We start from the raw sequence: 12,457 nt of genomic DNA, 5'->3' as shown, positions 1-12,457 counted from the left end.
ACCCGTCCGCCGCTAACGTCAAGGGAGCAAGCTCCCTATCTGTTCGCTCGACTTGCATGTATTAGGCACGCCGCCAGCGTTCGTCCTGAGCCAGGATCAAACTCTCCAAAAAAGTTTGATTGCTCATAAAAAAGAATTAACGTTGACGCTTCGTTTTGTTTAGTTTTCAAAGAACATTTTCTTTTTGTATCAGACAATTCATTATTTTACATATCCTGAATTATCTTGTCAAGAACTTTTTTCTTTTTTCTCAACTGCCTTTCGACAGCGACTTTCTTAATTTAACATACCAACGATTTATAGTCAAGAACTTTTTTCAATCTTTCGTATCAATCGTTTGTGTCATCAGCGACGATTAATAATTTATCACCTTTTCAACATATCGTCAATAGTTTTTTTTCAAAAAAACGAAGATTTTTTTTCATGTTTCCCTTTTCCTTCTCATAAACATGTACAAGAAAGTGGGACAGGGAGGAGTTATTCGTGAATTCATTTTACGTGATTCGCTTAAAGAAATTAAAGAGGTTATTATTCTTATTTGTTTTAGCCTTGATAACAGCCACGTTAATGTATGTTGAAAACAGTTGGAAATTCCCCGTATTTTCTACCGAAGACGGACCTAAAGCCATTTATAAAGGGGATACGAAAGCAAATAAAATAGCCTTAACTTTTAATATTAGCTGGGGAGATGAGAAAGCTACCCCTTTACTCGATACATTAAAGAAGAATGGCGTTCAAAACGCTACATTCTTTTTATCTGCTTCATGGGCAGAAAGGCATCCAGATATCGTCAAACGAATTCTAAAAGATGGGCATGAGATCGGAAGCATGGGATACGCCTATAAAAACTATACAGAGTTATCACCTGAAGAAATCCGTAAAGATTTAGCATTGGCTGCTGAGACCTTTAAAAAGCTAGAAGTAAAAGAGATTTCTCTTCTCCGACCACCTAGTGGCCATTTTAATAAAGAAGTTTTATCAATCGCCAATAAATATGGATTAACGGTTGTCCATTACAGTATTGATTCAAACGATTGGCAAAATCCAGGCGTTCAAAAAATCGTTGATAACATTACGAAACCACTAAAAGGCGGGGATATTATTCTCCTACACGCATCCGATTCAGTAAAACAAACAAAGGACGCACTTCCAGTCATCTTGAAAGAATTAAAACAAAAGGGACTAGAAAACGTTTCTGTGACAGAACTAATATCCAGTGGAACTGTTCAAACAAAGTCCGTTCACTAACGATAACTTAAACCGCTCAAACTTCGTTAAGCACTACGACTATCCCATAAAGCTTATTGAAGTTTGAGCGTGAGATTAGGTTATATTTAAAATCACACGACACGTCAAATAGTTAAGAAAAGCGCAAAGCACCCGCCTCGCTAAAGGACCTGCGAGGAGGCTTCCGTCGCCACAGCAGGACCGAAGCGACCCGACTTGATGGTGCTTGGAGCTAGGCGCCAAAAAAACTGTAAAGAGAACACTTTATCGAACTTAAACTTTCTGTAACAGCTAAAAAGAGCTAAAGAAAGCACCTTCAGATTTTAGTTGTTGTCCTAAAATCTGAGGTGCCATTCCTTTAGCTCTTCTTCAATTGTTGACCTGTTAATTTTGGTAAGATGAGCAACTGATACGCGTTGCAAATTAATAAAGGAATAATCATTAAATATAGCCAGTCTTCATCATTTGCGCGTAATGCCGGTACCCATTCGACTACTGAAACGACTACCATAAAAAATAACGCTGGAATAAAGGCTGATTTGTTGGTTAATTTCCGTTTAGCATAAGCCACGATTAAGCCAAAAGCCAAAATAAATAGAGCTACTCCTACATATGAGCCGATCGATTCTCCAGGATCGGCAAATAACTGATATCGAAAGTACACTAAGTCAAAAAGAACAAAAACGATGAGTAGAAGTTGAACCGCATTCCAAAGGGAAGCTGTACGAAAAACCCCTAAGCCAAAACGATGAATTGTTAAGTACGCAAAGAAGCCCATTTGACTAATAATACTGAAAATAAAACCGACTCCGATTAGCCAAAATAATATCGACAGGATCTCCACAATATCAAAAGACAAAAATAAATGCTGGTAATCGCTCCATCTAAGTAAAAATCCGATAACACTTGTACTAATTCCACCTACGAGTAGTGTCGACAGGAATAACCGAACCCAATTTCGACTTTTCACAATTAAATCCTCCAACCTCTGAAATCATTCTATATGATTGTAACAAATCCATTTATTATATTACCACATGGAAAAAGTTTTTTCGTATAAAAACGGGCAGGATTCCCATGATAAAAATAGGAATGATTGAAGGAAAGGAGCCACCCAACATGAAGAGCAAATCACTGCTCCTCCTAGTTACTCTTTCTATAATAATTGCCTCACTTCTATCTGGTTGTGCCGGAGAAGAAAAATCTGGAGGTCAGATGGATTATGAAGAGACAAAAAAAATGGTAGTGGATATACTTAAAACGGATGATGGAAAAAAAGCTTTTCAGGAACTATTAGCGGATGAAGAGATTAAGCAAAGTATTGTAATGGACGAAAAGGTTGTCAAGGAAACCGTTGAACAAACTTTGACTTCTGAAAAAGGCATCGAATTTTGGCAAAAAGTATTTGAAGACCCGAAATTTTCAGAGGGGTTTGCCAAAACATTGCAAACTGAGCATGAAAAAGTAATCAAAGGCCTAATGAAGGACCCAGAATATCAAGAGATGATGATTGAAATATTGAAAGACCCGAAAATCGAAGAAGAAATGTTAAATGTCGTGAAGAGCCAAGATTTCCGCAAACACCTACAATCTGTCATTACAGAAACATTAGAAAGTCCTTTGTTTAAAGCAAAAATGCAAGAAACTTTAACAAAAGTAGCCGAAGAAATGAGTAAAGAAGAAGGCGGAGAAAAGACGAGCGATACAGAAGAAACGAAGAAAGAAGGAGAATCTGGTGGTGGGGACACAAGCAAAGAAAGTGAAGAGTCCTCACAATAATCACTAAGCTGGTTCCCCTGTCTTAATCAATTATTGGTTTGAGAACGATACGAGCCTCCAAGATTGTTATCACAACATTCTTGGAGGCTCTTTTTGTTCGGTTATTAAGATGGATTTGGCAATAATTGAGCAACTTTTTCAGCCATTTGTTTATATATTTCCCCTATCAGATGATCTTCTTGGTATACAGAAGGGGCAAAATCTTCATCATTCCAGTCAGGTTGTTGCAATGGAATTTGGCCCAATAGTGGTACTTGCAGCTCTTGAGCCAGCTTTTCTCCTCCACCTCGACCGAAAATGTATTCCTTCACACCCGTTTCTTTACTTACGTAGTATGACATATTTTCAATGACACCGAGAATTTCATGATTCGTTTTTAATGCCATTGCACCTGCACGAGCAGCAACAAACGCAGCCGTTGGGTGAGGTGTAGAAACAATAATCTCTTTACAAGCTGGAAGCATAGAGTGAACATCTAGTGCAACGTCCCCTGTTCCAGGAGGAAGGTCTAAAAGCAAGTAATCCAAGTCCCCCCACTCAACCTCTTGAAAGAAATTATTTAGCATTTTTCCTAACATCGGACCTCTCCAAACGACCGGAGCATTATCTTCTACAAAAAAGCCCATTGAAATTACTTTTACTCCAAACCGTTCAACTGGGATGATTTTTTCACCACGTACGACAGGGCGCTTTGTAATGCCCATCATATCCGGTACACTAAATCCATAAATATCAGCATCAATCAACCCTACTTTTTTCCCAATTCTCGCCAACGATACAGCGAGGTTGACAGAAACCGTTGACTTTCCAACGCCACCTTTACCACTTGCAATTGCAATAAACGTCGTTTTCTGGTTGGATAAAATAGAGTCATCTGACGTAGGTTGATAATATTTTCTTACCACTTCTTCAGGAAGTTCAACAAAACGAAGGCCTACAGTTTCAGCACCTGCCTCTTTTAACTTCTTCACGATAAGCTGTTGCAACTGTAGTTGCTCAGGCGTACCTGTTTTGGAAATGGCTACTTTCACACTTACATGATTTTTTTCTTCCTTGATGCTAATTTCTTGAATGGCTTCAAGCTCTTTTAATGTTTTATGTAAAAATGGTTCTTTCAATGTCTCTAATACTTGCTTGACTAATTGTTCGTTCATTTCATCCACCCCTTGTTGTACTCGTTTTCATTTTTACCATAAGTATATCATATCCCATTCTGAACGGATATTATTTACAATCCACATCTAGGAAAAAACTGAGTACCCTGTCTTTTACTGATCAGACCTCCGTTTCTTCTTCAATGACCCTCGTTGCTTTCAATCCAATACTACTTTTTCAGTCACTTTTATACGAACACTTGCTTCCCTCTACATCCCGCAGGAGTCAATTGTCTTTCGCAACGATTCTTTAAAAAACAGACATAAAAAAAGACCCGCATAAGAGCGAACCTTTTGAATTAATCTGGTGGATTTTGTTCATTTGTTAAATAGCGCAGCAATCCTTTATAAATGGAAGCAGCAACCTTGTTCTGGTAGTCTTCGGATGCTAAAAGTTGTTCTTCTTCTGGATTTGAGAGGAAGCCTACCTCAACAAGGGCCCCCGGTTTTTCTACATGCTTTAACAAATAAATACCGTTAATTCGTTTCGCTTGACGTTCTGTATTCTCCAAATTCGTTCTCAACTCATCTTGAATAAACTTAGCAACCGCTTCGTTTTCTTCATATGCACCATTGAAAAACGTTTGTGCTCCTCTCCATCTCGCTGATGGAATAGCATTTAAGTGAATACTTAAAAAGACATCTGCTTCAGATTCATTAATCAGCTCTACACGTTTTCGAATATCCTCTGATTTTCTTTTACTATAACCACTTGTATCTTTATTTGCTAAATCCTCATCCTCTTCCCTTGTCATTAATACGAGAGCCCCTTGCTCTTGAAGATAATCACGCAATTTTAAAGAGATATTTAGCGCTACATCTTTTTCTAACAGAGATTCACCAACCGCTCCCCCATCAGGCCCGCCATGCCCCGGGTCGATATATATAATTTTCCCAGATAAGGGGAGATTCCACGACTTCCACGAATTCAAATTCGAAAAAGGAAATTGAATAATAAATAGTAAGATGCCCAATCCGATGATAAAAAAAAGCCACTTTTCTCGCCGTTTCATTCGACCCCTCCCGCTCGTCCTTCTAATCCATCATATGGGACAAAGCGGCAATTTATGATTAACGGAGCTTTAATTTTCTTCTCTTTTCCCCAATCTGAAATCCTTCCGTCCACCACTTCTGTACAAACGATTCACTCAACAAAAAGATGGAGTCATTTACTACATCATCCTCAGTAGCTTTTCCCCAACTTAATAAGTAATCAAATAAAGCGTGGGTTATCTCCCTCACCTCTTTTTTTGATCGCTCTTCGACTCGTTCATAAGTCTCACCATAATAAGCGAAGCGGCTATATTGAGCCCCTAATAGATAGGACTCAATGGCAAAATCGACACATCCATCTTCAACGACAGACCGATGTAAAACACCACTTTGGAATAACAACGAATAGTGGGAAACTACTTTTTCTTTTATTTTACGTAGAGATAATTCTTTCAAAACCTTTAACTCATAGTCGACCTGCTTTTCACGTCTTTTATCATTTAATGAATGGATTACACTCATCATCAAGCCCCCTTTACCACTATTGTGTTACTGCACCCAGCAGAACATGCGTATGCAATTTTTCCAAGAAATAGGACGATTGAGTTCGGGAAAGAAAACAAATAGAATGCCCCCCATTGCTGCATACACTCGAATCGGTAGTTAACGCACGAACGGGGGTTTAAGTATGGTAGGTTAACCGTTCCAGACGGCTATTGTTGTAGTTGGTTTCGAATCGGGCAGGAAGGACTGTCTCGTTTTAAGAAACCATAAGAAAAGCGCAAGTCCTTAGGCGAAGGGCGCTGGAGGACCTGCGAGGAGGCTTCCGTCGCCACAGCAGGGCCGAAGCGACCCGAGCTGATGGCGCTTTGCGCTAGACACCAAAAAAACGGTAAAGAGAATACTTTATTGAACTTAAACTTTCTGTAACCAAAATAAAAAACCACAACAGCAAAGTGTTGTGGTTTTTCGATATGTCGTACCAAAATTAACGTTTTGAGAACTGTGGAGCACGACGAGCGCCTTTAAGTCCGTACTTCTTACGCTCTTTCATACGAGCGTCACGAGTTAATAGACCAGCGCGTTTTAATGTTGCACGATATTCTGGATCAGCTTGTAATAAAGCACGAGCGATACCGTGACGAATTGCTCCAGATTGACCAGTGAAACCGCCACCAGTTACGTTAACTAATACATCGTAGTTACCTTCAGTTTCAGTTAACACTAATGGTTGTTTAATATCGTTAATTAATGCTTGAGTCGGAATGTATTCTTTAATGTCGCGTTTGTTGATCACGATACGGCCTTCACCAGGAACTAGACGAACGCGTGCAACAGAGCTTTTACGACGACCTGTACCGTAGTATTGTACCTGTGCCAAAGTCATAACCTCCTTAAAATATTATCCGCGAAGTTCGTAAACTTCTGGTTTTTGTGCTTGATGTGGATGTTCGCTACCGCGATATACGTGTAATTTTTTGAACATTTGACGTCCAAGCTTTCCTTTTGGAAGCATACCACGAATCGCAAGCTCTAACATTTTCTCAGGGTAGTTTGTACGCATTTCTAAAGCTGTTCTAGATTTTAAACCACCTGGATGTTGGCTGTGACGGTAGTACATTTTGTCAGCTAATTTATTACCAGTTAATTCGATTTGCTCAGCGTTGATGATGATTACATGATCACCAGTGTCAACATGTGGTGTATAGATTGGTTTATGCTTACCGCGTAAGATAGATGCAACTTCGCTTGCAAGACGACCTAAAGTTTTACCTGCAGCATCTACAACGTACCATTTACGTTCTACTTCGTTTGCTTTCGCCATAAACGTTGTACGCATTATTTTCCCTCCTAAAAAATCAAAATCCAATTCATTTGTTAGTCTATTTCAAAACACGATTACTTTCCGGGGCTAATCGTGGGGTTGAAATACATACCATATGATATGATATAACGTTGAGAAGTCAATGTCAAGAAAATGTTACACCTGGTTTAGTTGTCATAAACAACTTCCCAAAGGAATAATCCCTTTCCGGGAACGGTTTTCCCTGCAACACTTCGATTTTTAGCTTCTAAAACTTTTTTCATATCTTCTGGTTTTCGCTTACCCATACCTACTTCGATAAGGGTTCCTACTAGAATCCTCACCATGTTATAAAGGAAGCCATTCCCTATGAAGCAAAAAACGAGTTCATTCTTTTCTTCAATAATGTCAATCGAAAAGATCGTTCTTACCTTGTCTTCTACTTCTGTTTTACTTGAACAGAAGCTTGTAAAATCGTGCGTCCCTATTAAATAATTCGCTGCCTCTCTCATCGCCTCAATATTCAATTGATGCGAAATAAAGTGTCGATAATTTCTTAGAAAGACATTCGGAGTTGCACCAGTTTGCACAAAATATCGATACTCTTTCTTCTTTACATTAAACCGAGCATGAAAGTCGTCATCGACTAATTCGGCATTCAGCACAACAATATCATCCGGTAACAACGAATTTAAAGCGATGGGCCATTTTTCTACTGGAATATGTAATTCCGTATCAAAATGGATGACTTGTCCTTGTGCATGAACGGACGTATCTGTTCGCCCAGATGCATATACTTTTATTTCTTTCCCTTTATGCAGCTTTTTAAGCGCTAGTTGCAACTCTTGTTGAACCGTTCGTTCATTCGGTTGCACTTGATATCCATTGAAGGCAGATCCATCGTATGAAATAATGCACTTGATTCTCATGAAAGCACTCCTATGAGCGTAGTAAGAACAATAGAATCGTTACCATGGTAAACGAAGCTAAAACGAACGTGTCTCGACTATGCCAGTTTAACTGACGCAGTTTCGTCCTTCCTTCGCTCCCTTTATACCCTCTTGCCTCCATAGCTGTTGCTAAATCCTCCGCTCGCTTAAACGCGCTAATAAACAGCGGAACTAAAAGAGGGATGATGGCCTGAAGGCGTGATTTCACAGAACCAGATGTGAAATCCGTTCCCCTTGCCATTTGCGCCTTCATGATTTTATCTGTCTCTTCCATTAAGGTTGGGATGAACCGAAGCGAAATAGACATCATCAAGGCTAACTCATGTACGGGAAATTTCCACTTTTTAAACGGCCCTAGCAACGTTTCTAACCCATCTGTAATTTCGATAGGTGTCGTAGTTAATGTCAAAATTGTCGTAATGATGATCAAATATATAAACCGAAGTGTTATAAAAACACCTTGTTGAACCCCTATATCATATATATCCAAAAAACCAATCGAGAAAAGTACTGTTCCCTCTTTCGTAAACAAGACATGCAAGAGAAAAGTAAATAGAATAATCCACAAAATGGGCTTTAATCCATTCACTAAAAATCGAATTGGAAGTCTTGTTAACAAGATGATAGCTAACGTATAGCCTCCTAATAAAGCATACGTAAGGGGATTATTGGCTAAAAAGACGACAAAAACAAATAAAAAGACAAAAAGAAGCTTTGCACGTGGGTCCATGCGATGGATGATCGATTGTCCTGGTACATATTTTCCGATAATCATACTATTTAACATGTTGGTCTTGACCTCGAATCATTTGTTTAATTAATGTAACAGTTTCATCAATTGTAAGGGGCTTGTCCTTGACTTTAATCCCAAGCTGTTCCTCCACTTTCATCATGAACTTTACCGTTTCGGGTAAATCGAGACCATAAGTAGAGAGAAGTTCAGGCGATTGAAACAGTTCTTTCGGTGTACCTGTAACGGCAAGTGTCCCTTCATGCATGACAGCTATTGTGTCTGCGTACCTTGCTGCGTCTTCCATACTATGGGTAACTAAAATAGTCGTTAACCCCTTTTCTTGATGAAGACGATAAAACATATCCATCATCTCTGTTCGCCCTTTAGGATCGAGTCCTGCCGTTGGTTCATCTAACACTAACACTTCTGGCTCCATCGCCAATACTCCCGCAATGGCCACTCTTCTCATTTGACCACCACTCAAATCAAAAGGTGAGCGTGTTAATAAATCTGGATGTAATCCAACGTGTGCGAGTGCTTCGTGTGCTTTTTTTCTTGCTTCTTCTTCCGTCAGTCCAAAGTTTATCGGACCGAACATTATATCCTTTTCTACTGTTTCTTCAAATAGTTGATGTTCTGGAAATTGAAAAACAATCCCTACTTTCTTTCGAATTGGTTTTACGTTTTTCAACTTCTTCCCAGCCTCAACTCGATAATCCCCTAACTGAATGGAGCCTTTTGTTGGTACCAATAGCGCATTTAAATGCTGTAGTAGTGTCGATTTACCTGACCCGGTATGGCCAATTATTGCAACATATGACCCTTCTTCTATTTGGAGAGAAACATCGTAAAGTGCTAAACGCTCAAATGGAGTTCGTACTTGGTAGCGATGTTCTAATTGATTGATGCTAATTTGCATAATTCATCCACCAAGCTTTCTTCTGTAATATGGAGCTTTTCGAGTGAAACTCCATTTTGTTGTAGTAGTTTGCTGACCTTATAAGAAAATGGAAGGTCGAGACCAATTTCATTTAAGCGTTCATCCAGTTGAAAAATTTCTTCCGGCTTTCCTTCAGCGAATTTCTCCCCACCGTTCATAACAATAATGCGGTCTGCTAGCGCAGCTTCTTCCAAATCATGAGTAATAGAGATGACTGTAATATTTGCCTCATTTTTCAGTTCGCGAACGGTAGAAAGAACTTCAGCTCGCCCAATAGGGTCTAGCATCGACGTAGCTTCGTCTAATATGATGATTGCTGGCTGAACTGCAAGAACGCTTGCAATGGCTACCCGTTGCTTTTGTCCCCCAGACAGCCTATGTGGTTCGTACTCTAAAAACTTAGACATTTTAACCCTTTCTGCTGCCCATTCAATTCGGCGAACCATCTCATCCCGTTCAACTCCAATGTTTTCAAGGCCAAAAGCAACATCATCTCGAACGGTTGTCCCTACGAATTGATTGTCAGGGTTTTGAAAGACCATGCCGACATGCTTCCGGACTTCCCACACCGACTCTTTATTAATAGCCGTGCCCATGACATGGATAGCCCCTTCAGTTGGAAGCAAAAGACCATTTAACAATCGGGCAAGTGTTGATTTTCCAGAGCCGTTATGCCCAACGAGTGCAAGCCATTCTCCTTCATAAACAGAAAGTGACACATTTTGAAGGGCTGCCCGCGTCGTCTCATCTCTCTCATATCGGTACGTTACTTGATCTACTTGAATGACTGGCTTTACCATCGTCATCCTCCTCTCGACTCCATTCTCTACTCCACTCTATGTTGAAACAGTACTTTTTAAAAATGGCAAAATAAAAAAGGGCATAGATCCAGTTATAATAACTGTCCCGCCCTTTGAAGTGAATATGCTGTAATTAAACTAGTTCAATAATAACCATTGGCGCTCCGTCACCACGGCGAGGACCAAGTTTCATAATACGTGTATAACCGCCTTGGCGTTCTTGGTAGCGTGGTGCGATATCAGCGAATAGCTTTTGAAGAGCGTTTTGACCTTCTCCAGCTTCCTCGTTACGGATAAATGCAGCAGCTTGACGACGAGCATGTAAATCGCCACGCTTTCCAAGTGTAATCATCTTTTCTACAACAGAACGTAATTCCTTCGCACGAGTTTCAGTAGTCTCGATACGTTCGTTGATGATTAAATCAGTCGCTAAATCACGAAGTAACGCTTTACGTTGATCACTTGTACGTCCTAACTTTCTGTATGACATGTGATGTCCCCTCCTTTGTTGAATGATAATCGATCGAATCAAACATACGAAAATACTAGTTAATCTCTTAACTAGTCATCTTTTCGTAGACCTAAACCTAAATCTTCAAGTTTTGCTTTAACTTCTTCTAAAGATTTACGGCCTAAGTTACGAACTTTCATCATATCTTCTTCTGTTTTGTTCGCTAGCTCTTGAACAGTGTTGATACCAGCACGCTTCAAGCAGTTGTACGAACGTACAGATAAGTCTAGCTCTTCAATCGTCATTTCAAGCACTTTTTCTTTTTGGTCTTCTTCTTTCTCGACCATAATTTCTACATTCTGTGCTTCATCTGTCAAGCTGACGAAGATATTAAGATGTTCAGTTAAAATTTTAGAACCTAGTGCAATTGCTTCTTTTGGACCGATGCTTCCATCTGTCCAAACATCTAATGTTAGCTTGTCAAAGTTAGTCACTTGACCTACACGCGTGTTTTCAACTTGATAAAGCACGCGTGAAACCGGAGTGAAAATTGAATCGATAGGAATTACACCGATTGGCTGATCCTCACGTTTGTTTGCATCAGCAGGCGTATACCCACGTCCACGCTTCGCAGTCAATCTCATCCGAAGATGTGCATCTTTTGCAAGTGTTGCTATATGAAGGTCAGGATTTAAAATCTCGACATCACTATCGTGAGTAATATCAGCAGCTGTTACAGCTCCTTCACCCTGTACATCAATTTCTAGCGTCTTCTCTTCTTCAGAATAGATTTTCAGAGCAAGCTTCTTTAGGTTTAAAATAATCGTTGTAACATCTTCTACAACACCATCGATCGTTGAAAATTCATGTAAAACGCCATCGATTTGAATAGATGTTACAGCGGCACCAGGGAGTGAGGATAATAGGATACGACGTAAGGAGTTACCCAAAGTTGTACCATATCCACGCTCAAGTGGCTCGACGACGAATTTTCCATACTTAGCGTCATCGCTGATTTCAACCGTTTCGATTTTTGGTTTTTCAATTTCGATCATTCTTTATAAAACCCTCCTTCAAAACGTCGAAACCCCGGCTAGACTAATCGAATGCGTCTAACCGAAATTCCCCAATCATAAGTTCCCGAATGTGCACAACAACATATGATCATTCTGCTAGAATTTAGAAAACGTATCATAACCCAGTATAGACAGGGTTACGAAATATATACAGGTAAATTACACGCGGCGACGTTTTGGCGGACGGCAACCGTTATGTGGTACTGGAGTTACGTCTTTGATCGCAGTAACTTCAAGACCAGCAGCTTGTAAAGCACGAATAGCAGCTTCACGACCTGCACCAGGACCTTTAACAGTAACCTCTAAAGATTTCATTCCATGCTCCATAGAAGCTTTTGCTGCAGTTTCAGCAGCCATTTGTGCAGCGAAAGGAGTAGATTTACGAGAACCTTTGAATCCTAACGCACCTGCACTTGACCAAGAGATTGCATTACCATGAACGTCTGTGATAGTAACGATTGTATTGTTAAAAGTTGAACGAATATGAGCAATACCAGACTCAATATTCTTTTTTACGCGACGTTTACGAGTGTTTGTTTTACGAGCCATT

Annotated in this window: 15 protein-coding genes and 1 rRNA gene; 2 read left to right on the top strand and 14 right to left on the bottom strand. The window is 39.8% G+C overall.

All coding sequences use genetic code 11. The features are described from left to right. Window positions 1–112 (bottom strand): 16S ribosomal RNA (locus tag ML543_RS16060); the annotation flags it as partial. Window positions 113–483: 371 nt separating this feature from the next. Between ML543_RS16060 and pdaB the strand changes: the two genes are divergently transcribed. Beyond that, window positions 484–1,248: a polysaccharide deacetylase family sporulation protein PdaB gene (gene pdaB / locus ML543_RS16055; RefSeq protein ID WP_243388426.1), complete on the top strand. Its 765-nt coding sequence runs from the start codon at window positions 484–486 to the stop codon at window positions 1,246–1,248. 337 nt (window positions 1,249–1,585) lie between these two features. Here the strand turns inward: pdaB and ML543_RS16050 are convergent, their stop codons facing one another. After that, entirely contained in the window at window positions 1,586–2,197 is a 612-nt protein-coding gene (locus ML543_RS16050; RefSeq protein WP_243388425.1) for a KinB-signaling pathway activation protein, read from the bottom strand. Window positions 2,198–2,346: 149 nt separating this feature from the next. On the opposite strand from ML543_RS16050, the gene gerD reads away from it, so the two are divergent. Beyond that, window positions 2,347–3,006 (top strand): spore germination lipoprotein GerD, encoded by a 660-nt coding sequence (gene gerD / locus ML543_RS16045; protein ID WP_243388424.1) that lies wholly within the window; start codon window positions 2,347–2,349, stop codon window positions 3,004–3,006. A gap of 104 nt (window positions 3,007–3,110) precedes the next feature. On the opposite strand, the gene ML543_RS16040 is transcribed toward gerD, so the two are convergent. The 12 genes from ML543_RS16040 to rpsK form a co-directional block, all read right to left on the bottom strand. Next, complete coding sequence (locus ML543_RS16040; protein ID WP_243388423.1) at window positions 3,111–4,160, bottom strand: Mrp/NBP35 family ATP-binding protein; 1,050 nt, start codon at window positions 4,158–4,160, stop codon at window positions 3,111–3,113. Between the two features lie 299 nt (window positions 4,161–4,459). Further along, entirely contained in the window at window positions 4,460–5,173 is a 714-nt protein-coding gene (gene cwlD / locus ML543_RS16035) for an N-acetylmuramoyl-L-alanine amidase CwlD (RefSeq protein ID WP_243388422.1), read from the bottom strand. Between the two features lie 58 nt (window positions 5,174–5,231). Next, window positions 5,232–5,678, bottom strand: coding sequence for a DUF2521 family protein (locus tag ML543_RS16030; RefSeq protein ID WP_243388421.1), 447 nt, complete (start codon window positions 5,676–5,678; stop codon window positions 5,232–5,234). Between the two features lie 463 nt (window positions 5,679–6,141). Continuing rightward, window positions 6,142–6,534, bottom strand: coding sequence for a 30S ribosomal protein S9 (rpsI, locus tag ML543_RS16025; protein ID WP_243388420.1), 393 nt, complete (start codon window positions 6,532–6,534; stop codon window positions 6,142–6,144). Window positions 6,535–6,555: 21 nt separating this feature from the next. Further along, window positions 6,556–6,993: a 50S ribosomal protein L13 gene (gene rplM / locus ML543_RS16020; protein ID WP_243388419.1), complete on the bottom strand. Its 438-nt coding sequence runs from the start codon at window positions 6,991–6,993 to the stop codon at window positions 6,556–6,558. Window positions 6,994–7,145: 152 nt separating this feature from the next. Next, window positions 7,146–7,886, bottom strand: a complete 741-nt coding sequence (gene truA / locus ML543_RS16015; protein WP_243388418.1) for a tRNA pseudouridine(38-40) synthase TruA — start codon at window positions 7,884–7,886, stop codon at window positions 7,146–7,148. A 10-nt stretch (window positions 7,887–7,896) separates the two neighbouring features. Then, complete coding sequence (locus ML543_RS16010; protein WP_243388417.1) at window positions 7,897–8,694, bottom strand: energy-coupling factor transporter transmembrane component T family protein; 798 nt, start codon at window positions 8,692–8,694, stop codon at window positions 7,897–7,899. After that, window positions 8,684–9,559, bottom strand: a complete 876-nt coding sequence (locus ML543_RS16005) for an energy-coupling factor ABC transporter ATP-binding protein (protein WP_243388416.1) — start codon at window positions 9,557–9,559, stop codon at window positions 8,684–8,686. Before ML543_RS16005 ends, ML543_RS16010 begins: the two co-directional genes overlap by 11 nt. Then, on the bottom strand, window positions 9,535–10,380 hold the full coding sequence (locus tag ML543_RS16000; protein ID WP_243388415.1) for an energy-coupling factor ABC transporter ATP-binding protein: 846 nt from the start codon (window positions 10,378–10,380) through the stop codon (window positions 9,535–9,537). The genes ML543_RS16005 and ML543_RS16000 overlap by 25 nt, the downstream gene beginning before the upstream one ends. A 133-nt stretch (window positions 10,381–10,513) precedes the next feature. Next, on the bottom strand, window positions 10,514–10,870 hold the full coding sequence (rplQ, locus tag ML543_RS15995) for a 50S ribosomal protein L17 (protein ID WP_243388414.1): 357 nt from the start codon (window positions 10,868–10,870) through the stop codon (window positions 10,514–10,516). A gap of 71 nt (window positions 10,871–10,941) precedes the next feature. Beyond that, complete coding sequence (locus ML543_RS15990; RefSeq protein ID WP_243388413.1) at window positions 10,942–11,886, bottom strand: DNA-directed RNA polymerase subunit alpha; 945 nt, start codon at window positions 11,884–11,886, stop codon at window positions 10,942–10,944. 180 nt (window positions 11,887–12,066) lie between these two features. After that, the gene (rpsK, locus tag ML543_RS15985; protein WP_243388412.1) at window positions 12,067–12,456 is read right to left on the bottom strand and encodes a 30S ribosomal protein S11; all 390 of its coding nucleotides are present in this window, start codon (window positions 12,454–12,456) and stop codon (window positions 12,067–12,069) included. Between the last annotated feature and the right edge of the window lies 1 nt (window position 12,457).

The organism is Bacillus kexueae (assembly GCF_022809095.1).
Lineage (GTDB): Bacteria > Bacillota > Bacilli > Bacillales > Aeribacillaceae > Bacillus_BZ > Bacillus_BZ kexueae.
Note: the sequence above shows the minus strand (reverse complement) of the source record. Positions and strands in the feature narration are given on the sequence as shown.